Below are 18,366 nucleotides of genomic sequence, written 5' to 3'. Positions count from 1 at the left end.
ATCCTTTCTTTTTTTAAAATGATACAAATTTCACATGTCAGCTTGTGTCATGACACAACCTGTCATAAAGCTAAAATATAATTTGTTAACAAAGTTAAATATCTTGACAATGGGGGGGGGATTTGTATAATTTTTATTTTAATTTTAACGGAGAAAAAATATTATGATGTCTTTAGATGATACTTCTGTAACAAAAAATAATGGTATCGATACAACCTCACACTATAACATCGAACAAACAGTAGATGAATATAAGAGCAAGTGGAATTCATATGAATCTTTTAGATGTATTTTGGTTGAATACATTGATAAATTATTAGATAATGCCATAAAAGAAGGCAAGGTTAAACTTGATAAAAATGCCATAGAAATAAAATCAAGAACAAAAGCAATAGATAGTTTCAAAGGTAAAATTTCAAGAGATGATAAAAAATCAAAATATAAAAACCCTTTAGATGAAGTCACTGATTTAGTTGGGGTAAAAATTTTACTCACCTCTTTAAAAGATGAAAACATCTTATATGAGCTTTTAAAAATAGAACTCAAAGACAATATCGACTGGAAAAATAGCGTAGATAAAACACAAGATATCAAAAAAGAAAGAAAATTTGGTTACCTTGGAAGACATTTAGTTATAAGCTATGATGATAAAATGCTAAAGCTAATTGAGGATAAAGATAAGTATAATAGCGAGGATTTTACAAATTTCAAAGCAGAAATTCAAATCAAAACTCTTTTACAGCACGTTTGGGCTGAAGTAGAACACAAAGCTAGATACAAAGCAGGCGAAGAACTTGATGATGATAAAAAAAGATATTTTGATCGTTTGGCTGCTTTGATAGAAGTTGCTGATGATTTATTTAAAGATTTGGTAGAAGAAACCGAAAAAATGAATAAAAAATCAAGAAAACGCATCGACAAAGAACAAGATGAAGCAAATGAACAAGATAATATACAAAAAGAACCAAAAGTATTTATCAGCAGTAAAAACATAGCATTTTATTTAGCAAATGAAAAGGTGAAAGAAAAATTTAAAAAACTAAATAAAGAAAATGTTCTTTATGTTTTATATGATGAAGAGCCTAGTTTAATCAGTGCAAATTTTATAGAACTTTTAAAAACTATAAACATCTACCACACAAAAGATTTAAATTCATTATTTAATGATGAGAATGAAAAAATACTTTATGAATATGCACAAAAAATACTAAGCATGGATAAATCCCCAAGCAGATTACCAAAATTATCCATCATGCAAATTTTAGCTTATGCAAAAGCAAATCAAGAGCAAAAGGAGAAAATAAAAGACAAAAAATTAATATTTGAAAGAACTTGTCGTATTATAGATAAACTAATAAAGGGAGAAAACAATGAGTGAATTTAACACCTATAGCATTAGCATTAAAGATAAAAATGGTATGGGTTTTGAGGGTGAGTTGATCAATAAAAAAGAAGTTGATCATGCTTTGCAAAATCTAAATAAAGAGCTAGAAAAAACTTCAAACGATCTTAAGAAAGCTCAAGAAGAATTAAAAGATTCTAAAGAGAAATTGTTTCAATCTCGGACGAATTTAGATACAACTTCAGAAACACTAAAGAAAACTCAAAATGAGTTAGATTCTGAAAAAGAAAAACACACTGCGTGCGAAGTTAGATTAAAAGACAAAATAAATGAGCTAGAAAAAACTCAAAGTACATTAGAAAAAACTCAAAATGAGTTAAAAGATGAAAAAAATAAAGCCAATAACTTTAAAGATAAATTAAGCAGTGCATTAAATGCATTAGAAAAAACTCAAAATGAATTAAAATCCAAAGAAGAAAAACTTAATGAGTGCGAAGCTGGATTAAAAGATAAAACAAACAAGCTAGAAAAAACTCAAAACGAGCTAGATAATATAAAAGAAAATACATATTTTTCTTTATACGAATACTATCAAGCAAATAAAGAAAATTTAAGAGAGTTTAATAGCAATGGTGTTAAAGATCAATGTGAGTTTCTTGTTAAAACATTAAATTTAGATAGTTTAAAAAATCTTCACTTTATAATCAAAACAAAAACACTAAGAGAAAGTAGTGATTTGCAATATTATGTTGATTTTTTTGAGAAACTATATAAAGCCTTGGAAAAATATCATGATAATTTAGAGCGTTTTGAAACAAAAGAAGGTGAAAAATTTAATGATCATAAGCATGATAAAATCCAAGGTAATAGCCAAGGCAAAATCAAAAAGGTTCTTTTTGTAGGTTTTAGAATATCAAATAACACATATAACTCACTTGTTGAAGTGGAATAAATAAATTTAAAAGGAAAAAAATGGAACAAACAAAAAATATCAAAGAAATTATTTTACATAAAGACGATGGCTTACTTCAAGCTATAGAAGGCATTAGAAATGGCGATGAAGTAGAGCTAAAAGAAATACAAAAAATTCTTTTAGAAGTTGATTATCATGCAGTAGGATTGGATGAATATGATTTGGGTTTATTAACAGATATCAATAGAGGTCATTGGGATATTTATAGAAGATCGGAAGAAACTTCTAATACCAAAACAATCAAAATAAAAGATGGAGACTTGATCGCTAGATCACCTTTACTAGACATCAAAAAAGGTGTAGTTGCTATTGACTTTGGAACCAAAAGCACGGTAGCTGGATTTTTAGATGAAAGATCTCACAAACAACTCATCCGTATAGGAAGTGGCAATAGAAAAGAAGAAAATAAAAACGATTATGAAAATCCAACAATAGTTGAGTTTGCGGATATTGATAGTTTTATGCGAGCTTATAATTACTGCAAATCACGCCCTTATACAAAATTTAATGACATCTCAGTCTCTCATGCTGCTTTAAGCAATTTAAATAATGCTGAAGATGAGGATTTTTATAGATTTTTCTCAAATTTAAAACAATGGGCAGGAAGCAGTGAAAATAAATTTCGCATAAAAGATAAAACTGGATTAATAAAAACACTAAAAGACTTTGTAGAATGTGATGATAAAGATTTAAATCCTATAGAGATTTATGCTTATTATATAGGAAGATATATTAACAATATGTATAGTGGTATATATTTAGAATACTTGCTTTCTTTTCCTGTTAAATACTCTTTGCAAGTTAGAAATAAAATCAAAGAAAGCTTTGAAAGAGGAATCAAAAGATCTATACCTTTTGCTGTTCTTTGTAGTGAAGAATTTAACCAAAGATTTAAAGTGATCTTAAGCGCAAGTGAGCCTGCTGCTTATGCGATAAGTGCGCTAAAAGAATATGACTTTGTAAAAAAAGACATGGAAGAACCTGTGCATTATGGTGTGTTTGATTTTGGTGGAGGGACTACTGACTTTGACTTTGGTATTTTAAGAAAAAGCAAAGGCAAAAAATATCCTTATGATATAGAACATTTTGGTGCTGATGGAGATCAATACTTAGGTGGGGAAAATTTACTTGAGTATTTAGTATATGAGATCGTAAAAACAAACAAAGAAGAACTTATAAAAGAAAATATATCTTTTACCAAGCCTGCAAATGCTCAAACTTTTGGAGGACATGAAAGTGTTATAAAAGATTCTCAAGAAGCTAGAAAAAACACTTCAATTCTCAAAGAACTACTCAGGCCTTTATGGGAAAATGTAGAAAATTTTAAAGATTTAAAAAACATAAATGAGTTATTAAAAATTGGAAAAATAGAAGAGGATGGCGATGGTTTTTACAAATTAAACATATATTTAAATAGAAATGATGATGGAGAAAATGATACAAAAGAAATGTCTTTAGTATTTGATCCACAAAAATTACTCTCTATCCTTGAAACAAAAATAAATGAAGGGGTTGATAAATTTTACCAAGCTTTCAAAAAAGCATCTCAAAAAATGGAAGGTTTAAAAACTTTAAATATTTTCTTAGGCGGAAACTCTTCTAGATCAAAACTAGTAAAAGATGCTTTTGAGAAATTAATAAACAAAGCAAAAGAAAATGGAGATGTAACAGAATATAAAATTTTCCCTCCACTTGGAACCCAAGAAGCAGATGAAATGATAAAAGATCTAAAAGGAGAAGAAGCTTTAGAACAAGATCTATCTAAAAAGGTAACTTGCAAGACAGGGGTTGTTTTTGGCTTGCTTGATGGTAGAAAAAGAGGAAATTTCAACATTATTTCAGAAGTAGGTGTTGATGATGAGGCTAAGTTTAACTACTATATTGGTAAAGATGATGGTGAGGGAAATTTTGAAATGATCATCGATAAAGACAGCATAGATGTAAATAGTGGGGAATTAAAACAATTATTTGATTATGCTGATATTGATGAATTTGAAATTTATTACACTAAAGACTCAAGAGCTAGTACAAACAAACTTCCTCTTAGTGAAACAAGCATGACAACCTTGCGTCTTGATAAAGAATACGCAGAAGATGATGCAATATGCATAAAAATAACAGGCCCTGACACTATAAAACATTGTGTTTGTAAAGAGGGAAAATCTATAAAAGAATTTGATGAAACGAAATTAAAATAAGAGATAAAATGGAACAAGCAAAAATTATTGACATGCGCCAACGCATTAGTGAATTTGCAAACATTGTAAATAGTGCTTGCGTAATTAGTGGATCTATTTTAGCTCTTGCTGAAAAATTTTTAGGCGATAAATATCCGCACTTAAAAACCGCATCAATCATCATAAGTATAATAGGACAAATCGCAGGATTGTTTAATAAAGATGATAATGTCGAAGATCTTGGTGCAGCCATGAGACAAAGCAATAAAAAACCTGAAGATTTTGATAGTATTAATGCTTATATTGATTATCTTAAGAGTGAAATTAAAGCAGGAAATATTAATCTTAATGAAGAAAAAACAGATATACAAAAAGCCGTTGATACAGCTTTAGGTTCAGGTTTAACCATAAAAGCTTTAGATGAAAAATACTCTTTAAAAACAAGTGCTGAATTTTGGAATTTCACTGCGAAAAAAGTGGATGAAGGCAAGCTTGATGCAACAGATGTTAATTCTTTATTAAAAACTGCAAGTGAGAAAAAGATTGATGTTAATGATGTAGCAAATTATGTAGATGATAAAAAGCTTGAAAGTGGAGCAAGTAAAAGTGAAATTTCTGCTTTTATAAAAGAAAGTTTTAAAGAAGCTAATCCAAGTTTAAGTGATGATGATGTTACAAGCAAATTTAATACACTTGTAAGAAAAGATTAAAAATAAAAATTCAAAACAAAGGAGACAAAATGGGATTTTGGGATACTGTATGTAGTATAGGTAGTGCAATAGTAAGTGGAATAAGTAGTGCATGCAAAGCTATAGGTGGGGCTATTATGGATGGAATTGGAAAGCTAGCTGGAGCTATACTTCCTCATATTGGAACCTTATCAAGCATTTTAAACATAATAGGACAAATCGCAGGATTGTTTAATAAAGATGATAATGTCGAAGATCTTGGTGCAGCCATGAGACAAAGCAATAAAAAACCTGAAGATTTTGATAGTATTAATGCTTATATTGATTATCTTAAGAGTGAAATTAAAGCAGGAAATATTAATCTTAATGAAGAAAAAACAGATATACAAAAAGCCGTTGATACAGCTTTAGGTTCAGGTTTAACCATAAAAGCTTTAGATGAAAAATACTCTTTAAAAACAAGTGCTGAATTTTGGAATTTCACTGCGAAAAAAGTGGATGAAGGCAAGCTTGATGCAACAGATGTTAATTCTTTATTAAAAACTGCAAGTGAGAAAAAGATTGATGTTAATGATGTAGCAAATTATGTAGATGATAAAAAGCTTGAAAGTGGAGCAAGTAAAAGTGAAATTTCTGCTTTTATAAAAGAAAGTTTTAAAGAAGCTAATCCAAGTTTAAGTGATGATGATGTTACAAGCAAATTTAATACACTTGTAAGAAAAGATTAAAAATAAAAGAGACGAAATGAGAAATTGGAATTTTTGGAATGGTTTTAGTTTGCATAGCAATATTGAAGAAGAAGAATACATAGAAAGGAATGCTAAAATACGCATTCCTTTAAACCAGCAAACATACACTTTTAAAGAAGATTATACTCTATATAATGAAAAAGATTTTTTTGATTTTAATAAAAATTTAACGACTAATACAAATCTTAAAACAATAAGCAAAGCTAAAAAAATACAAATTAAAAAATTTGTCACTCAACTTGAAAAGTTAAAACAAAACAAGGAAAAGAATGATTAGAAATTTATTTTTGATAAACAATGAAAAAATAGCAGTGTTTAGATATAGAAACGAAAACATAGAACCTATAAAAAAAGAAGGTGAAGTTTTTTTTACCATAGATGAGGATTTTTGGATTTGGTGGAAAAAGACGGTTGAATATATCAAAGATGATGAACTTGATCTATGTTTTGTATGGAATAAAAAAAATGAGTTGATTTTTAATCATTCTTTTTTTGTTGAAAATTTAGAAGATACTATATGGAATATAAGCATAGTAAAAAAGGTACTAAATAAATACATACCACATTCTAAGCTTATCAATAAACAAGAAACGCATACACAAAATTCATTTTATACTAATGTTTCTTTGCAAGATAAAGTTTCAAAAGATGTTTGTATAGAAGGGGCTTTAAAACAAGAAACAAAAGCACAAAAATATTTTAGAGAGCTAATGGAAAAAGAAGCAAAAGAAAGGAAAAGCAAATGAAAAAGACCATAGAAACCATTACACTTCATACAAATAATTTATATTTAAATCATAAAACAAATATCACCACACTTAAAACAGATGAACTAGATATAAGCGATGTGGCTTTATATAAAGTAGATAGCATTACCTTTAAAAAAGATGCACCAAAAAGACAAGCTTTGGAAAACGTTTTAAGCACTCTTAGAATAGAAGGTGTTAATTTTATATATTTAATTTTAGGTAATGATGAGGGTATTGAGTTTTATTATGGTATTAGTAGAGATTATTCTAAATCATCGCCAAGTTTAAATATACAAGAAATAGGAGAATTTTTACTATGTCCTAGCATAAAAGGAAATTTTAGAGGTAGTAAAGTAGAAGTTGTCACAGGAGAATCTAAAAGAAAACTTTTAGACAAAATTACAAATAATCAATACCAAAGTATCATAGAAGGTGTTCCTGGTATTTTAGAAAACAAAGATGAATTCCAAGGGGTAGATAGACTTGCAGATACTATGGGGATAAATTCTGAATTTGGCTTTATGATCATAGCTTCTTTGGTGGATGATAAAACTATAGCAGATATTGAAAAAAATATATTTGATATTTATGATATGCTAAGTCCTATGGCAAAACAAAGCAAGCAAGAATCACAAAGTAAAAATTTTGGTACCAATGAAAGTAAAACCACGGGTACTAATGAAAGTAAAAGCATAGGCACTAGCGAAAGTAAAACCACGGGTACTAATGAAAGTAAAAGCATAGGCACCAATGAGAGTACAAACACAGGAACAAATGAAGGTGAAAGTAGAAGTGAAGCGATAAATTCTGGAGAAAGTAAGCAAAGTGGAACTAGCGAAAGTAAAACCTTTGGAACTTCTAGTGGATCTAGCGATAATGGAAGTAGTTATTCTACAAACAAAGGAAGCTCTGAATCTAAAAGCACAACTACAAATAGTAATATAACAATCACTGGTGGAAAAAGTCAAACTATATCAAAAAACATTGGAAATAGTGAAAGTAAAACCACAGGTACTAATGAAAGTAAAACCACAGGTACTAATGAAAGTAAAACCTTTGGAACTAGCGAAGGAACTACAACAGGTACTAATGAAAGTAAAACCACAGGTACTAGCGAAGGAACTACAGAATCTACAACAACCACCACAGAATCAACCAACAAACAAATGCAAGATTGGGTAAAATACATAGATGAAATTTTACTACCTAGAATAGACTATGGCAAAGGAAAAGGACTTTTTACAAGCTCTATGTTTTGCTTTGCAAATTCAAAGGCTGTTTTACAAAAACTTGAAAATACCATTATATCTTTATTTAGCGGAGAAAGTGGAAACAAACTTCCACTTAGAGCGTTTTTACTAGATAATGGCAAAAGACTTCATGCTTTTAGAAATTTACAACTACCAAAAATACAAATGAATCAAGACGATGAAAAAATTTCATCATTATTTTCTCAAAGCTCACATTCTCTTGGAAATTTAATAAGCTCTAAAGAGCTGAGTTTAATCGCAGATTTACCGAAAAAAGAGGTGGTAGGTTTAGAGCTTAATGAGGAAGTTGAATTTGGATTAAACTATAAACAATTTTCTCAAGAAAATTCTTTAGTTCTTGGAAAATTAATACAAAGTGGCAATATTACAAACAAAGAAGTAAGTATAAACAAATTTGAGCTTGATAAACATATATTTATCACAGGTGTAACAGGAAGTGGAAAAACAACAACTTGTCAAAATATACTCATCAACTCAAACAAACCATTTTTAGTAATAGAACCTGCTAAAACAGAATATAGAATTTTAAAAAACATCTATGATGACTTGCTTATCTTCACACTAGGAAATGATACATTATCACCTTTTAGACTAAATCCTTTTGAATTTTTTCCTCATGAGAGCATTACTTCAAGAGTAGATATGATAAAAGCTAGTATAGAGGCTGCATTTGACATGGAAGCTGCTATACCTCAAATCATAGAAAGTGCAATATATGAGTGCTATAAAGACAAAGGCTGGAATATATCTACCAATAAAAATGAAATTTATGAAGAAAGTGCCTTTGATGAAGGGGTTTATTCTTTTCCGACCTTGCAAGATTTAATCGAAAAAATAGAAGATGTAGTAAAAACTCAAGGTTTTGATGAGAGATTAAAAAATGATTATATAGGTTCTATTAAAGCTAGATTAAATGGGCTTTTAGTTGGATCAAAAGGCTTTATGTTAAACACTAAAAGATCAATAGATTTTAGAAAGTTGCTTGATAAAAAAGTAGTGTTTGAGCTTGAAGAGATTAGAAATGGTAATGAAAAATCTTTAGTAATGGGATTTATACTTACTAATTTTGTAGAGGCCATCAAAGCAAATTTCAAAACTAGCCAAAATAAACATGGCTTAAAACACATACTTTTAATAGAAGAAGCACATAGATTATTAAGTAAGTATGAAGCAGGAGATAGTTTAAATAAAAAACAAGGTGTTGAAGTATTTACTGACATGCTTGCTGAGATTAGAAAATATGGCGAATGCTTAATGATAGCTGATCAAATTCCAAACAAGCTCACCCCAGAAGTATTAAAAAATACAAACACAAAAATCGTTCATAGAATTTTTGCTGCAGATGATAAAAAAGCTATCGCAAATACCATGGCTTTAGAAGATGAGCAAGCAGAATTTTTAAGCAAACTAGATATAGGAACAGCTATTGTCTTTTCAGGTGGATTTTCTAAAGCAGTAGCTGTAAAAATCAACCAAAGCTCAAATACAACTTCAAATGAATTGATAAATGAAGAAATAATCCAACGCAATATTTACAATTTCTATGCTAAAAACTATAAAGATGGTGTTATACTTGGCTCAGCTTGGCTAGAAAATGCAGACGCTAAAATGATAGAAAACTTATTAAACCTTCAAAGAAGAAATATAATGAAAGCTTTAAAAGATCACTACGACAAAAAGCAAAAAATTGCGCCAAAAATTTTAGAAAATTTAAAACCTATTGCTCAAATTTTTGATCTTACCTTCTTAGCAAGATTTTTTATACTTGAAAACAATCTTGATGAGAATAAGCTTGATATAGCTTATGATTTCTTGTATAAATATCTAAACAACTCTATAGAAAATAAAGATGTAGAGCATTTTAAAAATAATTTATTTTAATACTTAAAACGACACAACCTGTCATAAAGCTAAAATATAATTCCTTTTGTAAATCAAAACAAAAGGAGTTATTTATGGGAAAATTAGGTTTTATTTTAGGTGGAGTTGCTTTAGCTGCAACTGGATATGGATTAAAAAAATGGTATGACAAAACCAAAGAAGAAAATGCATACTGGACTGATGATCCAAAAGACATAGCATGTGAAATGCTTGGGCAAGCCGCTGAAAAAGTTTATAATGTAGTTGATGCGGTGGATGATAAATTTTTCAACGAACCTTTGGTTGTTTCAGATTTATTTGGTGGAAAAGAAGCCATAGAAAACAACCCTGAACTCAAAGAAAAATACGAGCAAACATGTGCTAATATAAAAGAGATTTTTAAAAACACAAATCCAAGCGAAATAAAAGAGTAAAAAAATGGATAATTTTTAACAGCTCATAAAACAAAAAAAAGGAAATTAATGATACGCCCTATGCCGTTTAAAAAAGTATGTAAAAAATGCGGGTATTCTAAAGTAATAGTTCCAAAATCTGACGTTATGTCTTTTAGTGGTGAAATTTTTTCTTGCCCAAAATGCAAAGAACCTCTCCAAAGAAAAAACGCTAATGCCTTAGAAATGGCATTTGGCACCATACTAAGTGCTTTTAAAAGATAATGCTTAGCTTATGATACAAGTTGTCGTAAGGCTAAATATAATTCATTTTAGTTGAGATAAAGGAGTTATTTATGGCGGTTGTAATTGGTATTATAATCATGATAGCTACTGCTATATGGGCTATTGCCTGCGGAGCTTTTTGGGCTTTACTTGTATTTGTAGTGTGGTGTGTTATTTTGCCAAGTTTATTTTTAATAGAAAAATACGGAATTACAAATGTAGCGGTGTCTTACGTGCTAATTTTAGCAGGTATAATGGTGCTTGTAAGGATAATCAAAAGCAATAAAACTTAAGCAAATACATAATAATATTGCAAATTTTAAGGAGTACCATGCTAAACAAACTACCTCAACTTTTTTCATTGCTTTTTAGCTATAAATCAAACATCTTTAATATCATCTCAAAACCAAAGCAAGCTTATACTTACACTAAGCTTGCTTTAGAACTAAAAGAGCTTTATGAAAAAGAAAAAGAAAATGACAAAACCGAAGCTGCTTTTATCATCCTAGATAGAGTGCTTAAATTTAAAAAAGAAAATCCTGATGATTTTAGTGATTTTTTAAAGCTTATTCAAGAACTTTTAACTACCTATGAAAACGATCCAAAAACAATCAAACAAAACATCAAAGATTTGCTAAAATAAACAAAAATAAAAAGGTTGTATATGGAAAAAGACAAGCTTTCTACGCGTTTAGTTTCTATACTGCAGTGTTTAAACAATGGCGAGCGTTTTAGCTTAGAAGAGCTTGCACAAGAATTTAATGTCAGCATTCGCACCATACAAAGAGACTTGCATGAACGCCTTGCTTTTATTCCTATAAAAAAAGAAAATGGAAAGTATTTTTTAGAAGGCTATGTTTTAGGAAAATTAAGCTTTAAAGATATACAAAATTTTGCTATTTTAAGCGGTATAGGTAGGCTTTATCCTAGTTTAGATAAAGAGTTTTTAAACGACTTGCTTAATGAAAAAATCAACAAAGCCTTTTTAGTCAAAACCCAAAGCTATGAAACACTTGATAGAGAAATTTTTGAAGAACTAAGTGCAGCTATCATAGCAAAATACCCCATTAGTTTTTACTACAAAGAAAAACACAGAAAAGCTAATCCATACAAACTCATTAATATTAATCACATATGGTATCTTTTAGCAGATGAAAACGATACTTTAAAAACCTTTACTTTTTCTAAAATCACACAACTAAAAGTAGAAAAGAAAGAAATTTTTACCCCAAAAGAAGAGTTTTTAAAACAAATTCAAAAAGATCAAAGTAATTGGATTAGCAAAGAAAATAAAGAAGCTATTTTAAAACTTGATAAAAAAGCTAAAGAATATTTCTTAAGAAAAAATGCCCTTACTAAATACAAATTTATAGATGAGGATGAGAATTTCATTTACATCAAGGCATTTTATACTTATGATGATGAGCTTTTAAATTTAATAAGATATTGGATACCATATATTAAAATAAACAAACCTATTGCTTTAAAAGAAAAGCTTTTTGAGCAATTAAATACATACATGCAAGATTAGCGTTTTTTTAATACATAGAGTTGTTCTTGTATATGCATAGAGCGTTTAGAAAGGTTTCTACTAGCTCTAAAGGCATTATACTTTTGCTCAAGCACAAAGCATTCTCCAAGACTTTGAAGTCTTTTTATGAAATTTTCTTTTTTTACAAAACCCTCACAATTATAAGAAAGCAATACAATCTTAGCTTTTAAATCATTTATCAAATCAAACAAAGCATCTTCAGCTTTTTTTTCTTTGTTAAAAGCACTGCGGTTCCAGTCTTTTGGTATGCCAGAAACCTTTGAAATTTCCTTTGGCTTTTTATAATTAGCGATTAAATTTAACATAAAATAATTTGATCCATAAGGGTGTTGATTATAAGGTGGGTCTAAATACGCTACATCAAAGCTATCAAGCTCTTTAGCTAAAATATTTGCGTCTTTTTGAAAAACCTCATACTCACAAGTAAAATTTGAAAAAATAGGCATTTTTAAAGCTATATCACCCTTTATACGACTAAGCGCATTTGCTCCATTTCCTCCAAATTTTCCCACTCCATTTTTATCTTTATAAAAGCCTTTAAAAACCCCGCTTGTATTTGCATGCACACTTGCTTCATAGATAAGCGGTGCGATAAAGTATTTTTGTATATTGCTTGGCAGGCTTGAAATTTTTTCTCGCATAGAGTCTAAATACATCGCATTTTTAAGCGTGTAAAAAACTCTTTCATTCTTTTGGATATACTCATCATCATTTGGTGCATAAAGCTTGCTTATAAAGCCTTTTTTGAGTTTTAAATCAGAAATTAAAAAATCATAATATTTTTGTAATTCTTGTAAAAATTGTGCATTTTGATTGCTTAAATAACACTCATTGATGATTTTAGAATAATCTTCCAAATCATTTGCCATGATAAAACTCGCATAAGGCCTCACAAAACGCGAAACTACCCCAGAGCCACTAAATACATCACAAAAACTAAATTTGTCTTTTTTAAGCTCATTCTGTGCGAATTTAAAGCCTTGATTTAAAAACTCAAGCAAAGATCTTTTATTACCAAGATAAGTTATGATTTGTTCTTTTAAAAATTGTGGATTTTCTTCTAGCATAAGTTTAAAATACAAGCCTTAAAAAGGCTTGTGATTATTTTTTCTTTTTAGGAGTTACTAGCATATTTACATAGCGTCCTTCGAGCAAAGGCTCTTTGTCTCTATCTGCTATATCTTCAACCATTTGCCAAATTTTTTCAAGCAACGCCACCCCTGCTTCAGGAGAGCCCATCTCACGACCTTTTAAAAACACTCTAAATTTCACATGCTTGCCTTGCTCTAAAAACTCGCTTGCATGTTTGACTTTATAATTAATGTCATTTTGAGCGATTTTCACAGAAAGTTTGATTTCTTTTATATCAATAACTTTTTGTTTTTTCTTTGCTTCTTTTTGTTTCTTTTCTTGTTGATAACGGAATTTTCCATAATCCATTATCTTACATACAGGTGGTTTGGCTTCAGGGGCTATCATCACCAAATCAAGCCCTAGTCTATTTGCTATATCTAGCGCTTCATCACTACTAATAATGCCATAAACCTTGCCATCATCACCTATACATCTGATCTCATCTGCTTGAATTTCTTCATTTAGCAATACTTCTTTTTCTTTACTCAAAAGCGTACCTCACTTAATTTCTCCTTTGTTAGGGTTATAAATTCATCTAAAGTCATTGTTTTTTGCTCTTTTGCTCTTCTATCTCTTAAAGCCACACTTTTGTTTGCTACTTCTTCATCACCTAAAACAAGTATCATAGGTACATGTGCTTTTTCAGCGGTGCGGATTTTTTTATTTAAGCTTTCATTTTTATTATACACTTCACTATCAATGCCAAGTTCTAAAAGTTTTCTTGCTATTTCTTTTGCATAATCATGATGATTTTGTGAAATAGGCACTATAGCTACTTGAGTTGGTGCTATAAAAAATGGCAACTCACCCGCACAATGCTCTACTAAAATTCCTATAAATCTTTCAAAAGAACCCAAAATAGCACGGTGAAGCATTACAGGTTGTTTTTTCTCATTATCTGCGTCTGTGTATTCGAGTTTAAAACGGCTTGGTAAGTTAAAATCTACTTGTATAGTTCCACACTGCCATTTTCTTTTTAGCGCATCAGTGATTTTGATATCGATTTTTGGACCATAGAAAGCTCCACCACCCTCATCAATGCCATATTTTAAACCTTGCTCATCTAAAGCTTCTTTTAAAGCCTTTGTAGCTATATCCCAAATTTCATCATCGCCTATTGCTTTTGCTGGGCGTGTTGAAATTTCCATTTCATAATCAAACTCAAAAGCCTTCATCAAAGTATCAACAAAGCTTAAAATTTCCAAAACTTGTTCTTTTATCTGACTTGGCATACAAAAAATATGCGCATCATCTTGAGTGAATTCTCTTACCCTAAAAAGCCCGTGTAAAACTCCACTTTTTTCATGGCGGTGCACCACGCCATATTCAAAAAATTTCAAAGGTAAATCACGATAACTTCTAACATCACTTTGATAAATTTTAATATGCCCTACACAATTCATCGGCTTAATGCCATATTCTTGCTCATCAATTTGCGTAAAATACATATTTTCTTTATAGTTTGCATAATGCCCACTAATTTTCCACGCATCAGCTTTTAAAAGTTCAGGCCCACGCACAGGCTCATAACCTCTTAATCTATGTGCTTTATATAACAAATGCTCTAATTTGCTTCTTAATTTTGCACCATTGCTAAGCCATATAGGAAGCCCGCCGCCTATTTCATCATCAAAGGCAAAAAGCTTCATTTCATTACCAAGTTTTCTATGATCTCTTTTTTTAGCTTCTTCAATGATTTTTAAGTATTCATTTAAACTTTCTTTATCTGCAAAGGCAGTACCATAAATTCTTGTGAGCATTTCTCTTTTTTCATCGCCACCCAAATACGCTCCTGCTACACGAGTAAGCTTGAAAAATCTTAAATACCTAGTATTTGGCACATGAGGCCCACGGCATAAATCTTCAAATTCACCTTGCTTATAAATACTTACTTTTCCATCAGGAATTCTTAGTAAAACTTCTTGTTTTAAATCATCATTAGCAAATTTTTCTTTAACCTCAGTCTTTGAAAGTTCGTATTTTATGATGTCTAGTTTTGCTTCTGCTAGTTCTTTCATTTTCTTTTCGATCTTGCTTAAATCTTCTTCTGAAATCTTACTATCAACTCTAAAATCATAATAAAACCCATCTTCTATCACAGGTCCTACAAAAAATTTAGCCTCTGGATATAGACTTTTAATCGCTTGAGCCATTAAATGCGCACAAGAGTGGCGGATAACTTCTAAACTTTCTTTAGAATTATCAAAATAAATCGGAGTTAAATTTGTATCATTGTTAAAACTTTGAGTATCTATCAAAGTTTCATTATTTGCATATGCAATTATATCTTTTGTCATTTCTACCCTTAACACTCACTAACCTTGTGAGCTTAAATTAAAATATAAGACTAATTTTAGCTATGAAAAACTTAAACTTTTTTTAAATAAAGGATGTTTTTATATTTCAAACACCCGTTCTTGATATATCTAAAGCACCACTCATAAAAAGGTATAAAAATACAAAACCTAAAATTATCCTATAAATTCCAAAAGGTATAAAGTTTATCTTGCTAATTAATTTTAAAAATATTTTAATTACCACAAAAGCCACTATAAAAGCTGTTACAAAACCTATAGCTAAAGGAATGAAATTATTCATATTACTTAAAACCTGTGGTTCTTTATAAATGCTATAAGCTGTTGCAATAATCATGGTAGGAATTGCAAGTAAAAATGAAAATTCAGAAGCCACTTTACGATCAAGCCCAAGCAATAAGCCGCCTATGATACTTGCTCCACTTCTTGAAGTACCTGGTATGATAGCAAGAGCTTGGGTCAAACCTATCAAAAAAGCTTGTTTATAACTTACCTCATCTAAAGAGTGGATTGTATAGTCTTTTTTTCTATGTTTAAGTTCTATGATGATAAAAACAATCCCACCAATGATTAACATAGTAGCCACGGTATAGCCATTAAATATTTCTTTTAAAAACTTATATGCTATAAAACCCACCCCACCTGCAGGCAAAAAACCCACAGCAAGTTTTAACCAAATATCAAGTTTTTGAGTTAGTTTTTCTTTAAAAATAAAAATCACCGCTAGTATAGAACCAAGCTGAATGATGATAAAAAAACTTCTCCAAAAATCATCTATATTTAAACCCAAAATTTCAGCACCCAAGATCATATGCCCAGTAGATGAAACAGGTAAAAATTCTGTCAGACCCTCAATGATTCCTAAAATCAAAGCATAATAATAATCTAAATTCATTTTTTAAGCACTCTTCTTGCAAAAATTAGCATAATCGCTATAAATACTACAAAACCTATAATCCCATCATCTTTAAATGAAGTTGCAATAGCAAGCGGATCTTCAGCTCCACCTCTACTAATAGAAAGCACGGTTAAACCAGCTATTAACACTCCAAATAAACTCTCACCTACTATCAAACCAGAGGCAAATAAGGTTCCTTTTTGCTCATGCTCTTGAATGAGTTCTTTTTTATGAGCATTTTTAGCATATCTTTGATCCAAACGCTTTTTAATTAAATATGCCAATAATCCACCTATAAACAAAGGCATATTAACAGCAGGTGGTAAATATATACCTATACCCACAGCTAAAGGTGGTAAAGACATATTTTTCTTTCTTAATAAACGATCGACAATGATTATACCAACACCCACAAAAGCTCCTGCTATAATATAACTCCAATCAATGTTAGCGTTAAAAATACCTTGAGCTATAGTGCTCATTAAATTTGCTTGTGGTGCAGCAAGTGCATTTGCCTCATCCATTCCTTCTCTTGGCATTGCACCCACAAAACCATAAGCTTGGTATAACAAATTTAACACAGGAGCTATAGCCAAAGCTCCAAACACACAGCCTATAATCAAAGAAACTTGTTGTTTCCAAGGAGTTGCACCTACTAAATAACCAGTTTTTAAATCTTGTAAATTATCATTAGAAATAGCAGCAGTTGCCAAAATAACACTAGTAGTAAATATAGCAAAAGCAATAGCAAATTTAGACATTAAAGGATCGCTAAATAAATCTACTTGATAACCCAAAAGTAAAATAATCAAAGAAGAAATCATAATCCCAATTAGTCCTATACCTGAAATAGGAGAAGATGATGAACCCACTAAACCTGCCATATATCCACAAGCAGAAGCTACAAAAAAGCCTATAAAAATAGCTACTAAAGTTCCTACTAAAGCAAAAAGAATTTGATAGCCACTTGCTAAATTTGAATCAGCCACAAAAGCATAAAATGAAATAAATAAGCCTATACACATAAGTACAAATAAACCTAGCATAGCTTTTAAAGATAAATCCATATCTTTAGGATCTTGTGAAAGATTTAACGAGGTTTTTTTAAGCATATTTTTCATGCCATCATATACAGGTTTTGCAAGTTCTATTAAAGTCCATAATGCTGCTATGGCAATAGCTCCTGTGCCTATTAAACGCACTTTTTGAGCCCAAATTTGATTAGCTATATCAAGCGCACTTAAACTCGCGTCAAAACTTTCTTTAGCAGAAAAATATGGCACAAAAACCATCCAAGCAAGCACCATACCCACAAGCAACGCAACACCTCCGGCTATACCTACTAAGTATCCAGCACCCAAAAGCGCTACTGAATAGCCCATAGAAAAGCCAAAAGTCATTTTTTGCCAAATGAATGCAAAACTACTTCCACTTGAAAGTAGTTTAAAACCGCTTGAAAAAAGACTTATCACAGAAGCAAAAACCACGCCAAGTGTGATTTCTTTTAAGCCTACTTTTCCTTTTTTATCAGCTTGGTCTTTATTAGCTACTTTTAAGATTTCAGCAGCAGCTCTTCCTTCAGGATAAGCTAATTTACTCTCTACCACCATAGCTCTACGCAAAGGTATAGTAAAAAGCACGCCCAATCCACCTCCACAAAGACAGAGCATAAAAGTAAGCCAAAGTGGAAATTCAAACCAATATCCACACATAAAAAGACCTGGTATAACAAAAATCACAGCCGAAAGCGTACCTGCGGCTGAAACTTGAGTTTGAACCATATTATTTTCTAAAATATTAGAGTCTTTAAAGATTTTTAAAACAGCCATTGCAATCACAACAGCAGGAATAGAAGTAGAAAAAGTAAGACCAACTTTAAGCCCCAAATATACATTTGAGGCAGTAAAAATAATCGTTAAAATACTTCCTAGTATTATACCCCTAAGCGTAAGCTCCGGTAGTGAGTTTTTTGTATGCATT

General features: G+C 30.5%; 18 protein-coding genes. 13 read left to right on the top strand and 5 right to left on the bottom strand.

Annotation, left to right across the window (positions count from 1 at the left end):
- Positions 1-163: 163 nt before the first annotated feature.
- From L8X36_RS05100 to L8X36_RS05040, 13 genes are all read left to right on the top strand, one after another.
- Positions 164-1,378 (top strand): GTP pyrophosphokinase family protein, encoded by a 1,215-nt coding sequence (locus L8X36_RS05100; protein WP_263682861.1) that lies wholly within the window; start codon positions 164-166, stop codon positions 1,376-1,378.
- Positions 1,371-2,294: a coiled-coil domain-containing protein gene (locus tag L8X36_RS05095; RefSeq protein ID WP_263682860.1), complete on the top strand. Its 924-nt coding sequence runs from the start codon at positions 1,371-1,373 to the stop codon at positions 2,292-2,294. Before L8X36_RS05100 ends, L8X36_RS05095 begins: the two co-directional genes overlap by 8 nt.
- 20 nt (positions 2,295-2,314) lie before the next feature.
- Entirely contained in the window at positions 2,315-4,513 is a 2,199-nt protein-coding gene (locus tag L8X36_RS05090; RefSeq protein ID WP_263666469.1) for a hypothetical protein, read from the top strand.
- An 8-nt stretch (positions 4,514-4,521) separates the two neighbouring features.
- The gene (locus L8X36_RS05085; RefSeq protein WP_263682859.1) at positions 4,522-5,202 is read left to right on the top strand and encodes a hypothetical protein; all 681 of its coding nucleotides are present in this window, start codon (positions 4,522-4,524) and stop codon (positions 5,200-5,202) included.
- A gap of 29 nt (positions 5,203-5,231) precedes the next feature.
- Positions 5,232-5,909, top strand: a complete 678-nt coding sequence (locus tag L8X36_RS05080) for a hypothetical protein (RefSeq protein WP_263682857.1) — start codon at positions 5,232-5,234, stop codon at positions 5,907-5,909.
- A gap of 16 nt (positions 5,910-5,925) precedes the next feature.
- Positions 5,926-6,207: a hypothetical protein gene (locus L8X36_RS05075; RefSeq protein WP_263666472.1), complete on the top strand. Its 282-nt coding sequence runs from the start codon at positions 5,926-5,928 to the stop codon at positions 6,205-6,207.
- A complete protein-coding gene (locus L8X36_RS05070) occupies positions 6,200-6,676 on the top strand; it encodes a hypothetical protein (protein WP_263682856.1) in 477 nt (158 codons plus the stop codon). The genes L8X36_RS05075 and L8X36_RS05070 overlap by 8 nt, the downstream gene beginning before the upstream one ends.
- Positions 6,673-9,831 (top strand): ATP-binding protein, encoded by a 3,159-nt coding sequence (locus tag L8X36_RS05065; protein ID WP_263682854.1) that lies wholly within the window; start codon positions 6,673-6,675, stop codon positions 9,829-9,831. Before L8X36_RS05070 ends, L8X36_RS05065 begins: the two co-directional genes overlap by 4 nt.
- Before the next feature lie 74 nt (positions 9,832-9,905).
- Complete coding sequence (locus tag L8X36_RS05060; protein WP_263682852.1) at positions 9,906-10,244, top strand: hypothetical protein; 339 nt, start codon at positions 9,906-9,908, stop codon at positions 10,242-10,244.
- A 48-nt stretch (positions 10,245-10,292) separates the two neighbouring features.
- Positions 10,293-10,487: a hypothetical protein gene (locus L8X36_RS05055; protein ID WP_263680350.1), complete on the top strand. Its 195-nt coding sequence runs from the start codon at positions 10,293-10,295 to the stop codon at positions 10,485-10,487.
- A gap of 71 nt (positions 10,488-10,558) precedes the next feature.
- On the top strand, positions 10,559-10,780 hold the full coding sequence (locus L8X36_RS05050; RefSeq protein WP_263682850.1) for a hypothetical protein: 222 nt from the start codon (positions 10,559-10,561) through the stop codon (positions 10,778-10,780).
- Between the two features lie 38 nt (positions 10,781-10,818).
- A complete protein-coding gene (locus L8X36_RS05045) occupies positions 10,819-11,130 on the top strand; it encodes a hypothetical protein (RefSeq protein ID WP_263682849.1) in 312 nt (103 codons plus the stop codon).
- A gap of 21 nt (positions 11,131-11,151) precedes the next feature.
- Positions 11,152-12,018, top strand: a complete 867-nt coding sequence (locus L8X36_RS05040; protein WP_263682847.1) for a helix-turn-helix transcriptional regulator — start codon at positions 11,152-11,154, stop codon at positions 12,016-12,018.
- On the opposite strand, the gene L8X36_RS05035 is transcribed toward L8X36_RS05040, so the two are convergent.
- From L8X36_RS05035 to L8X36_RS05015, 5 genes are all read right to left on the bottom strand, one after another.
- Positions 12,015-13,106 carry a DNA adenine methylase gene (locus L8X36_RS05035; protein ID WP_263682845.1) on the bottom strand — a complete coding sequence of 364 codons (1,092 nt, stop codon included), beginning with the start codon at positions 13,104-13,106 and terminating at the stop codon, positions 12,015-12,017. The genes L8X36_RS05040 and L8X36_RS05035 overlap by 4 nt on opposite strands.
- A gap of 34 nt (positions 13,107-13,140) precedes the next feature.
- Positions 13,141-13,662 (bottom strand): translation initiation factor IF-3, encoded by a 522-nt coding sequence (gene infC, locus L8X36_RS05030; RefSeq protein ID WP_039617082.1) that lies wholly within the window; start codon positions 13,660-13,662, stop codon positions 13,141-13,143.
- Entirely contained in the window at positions 13,659-15,470 is a 1,812-nt protein-coding gene (thrS, locus tag L8X36_RS05025) for a threonine--tRNA ligase (protein ID WP_263682843.1), read from the bottom strand. Before thrS ends, infC begins: the two co-directional genes overlap by 4 nt.
- Positions 15,471-15,576: 106 nt before the next feature.
- Entirely contained in the window at positions 15,577-16,383 is an 807-nt protein-coding gene (locus L8X36_RS05020; RefSeq protein ID WP_263682842.1) for an undecaprenyl-diphosphate phosphatase, read from the bottom strand.
- The gene (locus tag L8X36_RS05015; RefSeq protein ID WP_263682840.1) at positions 16,380-18,365 is read right to left on the bottom strand and encodes an OPT family oligopeptide transporter; all 1,986 of its coding nucleotides are present in this window, start codon (positions 18,363-18,365) and stop codon (positions 16,380-16,382) included. Before L8X36_RS05015 ends, L8X36_RS05020 begins: the two co-directional genes overlap by 4 nt.
- Position 18,366 lies beyond the last annotated feature (1 nt).

It is taken from the genome of Campylobacter sp. CNRCH_2014_0184h (assembly GCF_025772985.1).
GTDB lineage: Bacteria > Campylobacterota > Campylobacteria > Campylobacterales > Campylobacteraceae > Campylobacter_D.
This window is presented reverse-complemented; position numbering and strand designations above follow the sequence as displayed.

Excerpts from the sequence above, each read along its gene's own strand:
- L8X36_RS05100 (WP_263682861.1), top strand. The coding sequence starts at position 164 with ATGATGTCTTTAGATGATACTTCTGTAACAAAAAATAATGGTATCGAT.
- L8X36_RS05095 (WP_263682860.1), top strand. The coding sequence starts at position 1,371 with ATGAGTGAATTTAACACCTATAGCATTAGCATTAAAGATAAAAATGGT.
- L8X36_RS05090 (WP_263666469.1), top strand. The coding sequence starts at position 2,315 with ATGGAACAAACAAAAAATATCAAAGAAATTATTTTACATAAAGACGAT.
- L8X36_RS05085 (WP_263682859.1), top strand. The coding sequence starts at position 4,522 with ATGGAACAAGCAAAAATTATTGACATGCGCCAACGCATTAGTGAATTT.
- L8X36_RS05080 (WP_263682857.1), top strand. The coding sequence starts at position 5,232 with ATGGGATTTTGGGATACTGTATGTAGTATAGGTAGTGCAATAGTAAGT.
- L8X36_RS05075 (WP_263666472.1), top strand. The coding sequence starts at position 5,926 with ATGAGAAATTGGAATTTTTGGAATGGTTTTAGTTTGCATAGCAATATT.
- L8X36_RS05070 (WP_263682856.1), top strand. The coding sequence starts at position 6,200 with ATGATTAGAAATTTATTTTTGATAAACAATGAAAAAATAGCAGTGTTT.
- L8X36_RS05065 (WP_263682854.1), top strand. The coding sequence starts at position 6,673 with ATGAAAAAGACCATAGAAACCATTACACTTCATACAAATAATTTATAT.
- L8X36_RS05060 (WP_263682852.1), top strand. The coding sequence starts at position 9,906 with ATGGGAAAATTAGGTTTTATTTTAGGTGGAGTTGCTTTAGCTGCAACT.
- L8X36_RS05055 (WP_263680350.1), top strand. The coding sequence starts at position 10,293 with ATGATACGCCCTATGCCGTTTAAAAAAGTATGTAAAAAATGCGGGTAT.
- L8X36_RS05050 (WP_263682850.1), top strand. The coding sequence starts at position 10,559 with ATGGCGGTTGTAATTGGTATTATAATCATGATAGCTACTGCTATATGG.
- L8X36_RS05045 (WP_263682849.1), top strand. The coding sequence starts at position 10,819 with ATGCTAAACAAACTACCTCAACTTTTTTCATTGCTTTTTAGCTATAAA.
- L8X36_RS05040 (WP_263682847.1), top strand. The coding sequence starts at position 11,152 with ATGGAAAAAGACAAGCTTTCTACGCGTTTAGTTTCTATACTGCAGTGT.
- L8X36_RS05035 (WP_263682845.1), bottom strand. The coding sequence starts at position 13,106 with ATGCTAGAAGAAAATCCACAATTTTTAAAAGAACAAATCATAACTTAT.
- thrS (WP_263682843.1), bottom strand. The coding sequence starts at position 15,470 with ATGACAAAAGATATAATTGCATATGCAAATAATGAAACTTTGATAGAT.
- L8X36_RS05020 (WP_263682842.1), bottom strand. The coding sequence starts at position 16,383 with ATGAATTTAGATTATTATTATGCTTTGATTTTAGGAATCATTGAGGGT.
- L8X36_RS05015 (WP_263682840.1), bottom strand. The coding sequence starts at position 18,365 with ATGCATACAAAAAACTCACTACCGGAGCTTACGCTTAGGGGTATAATA.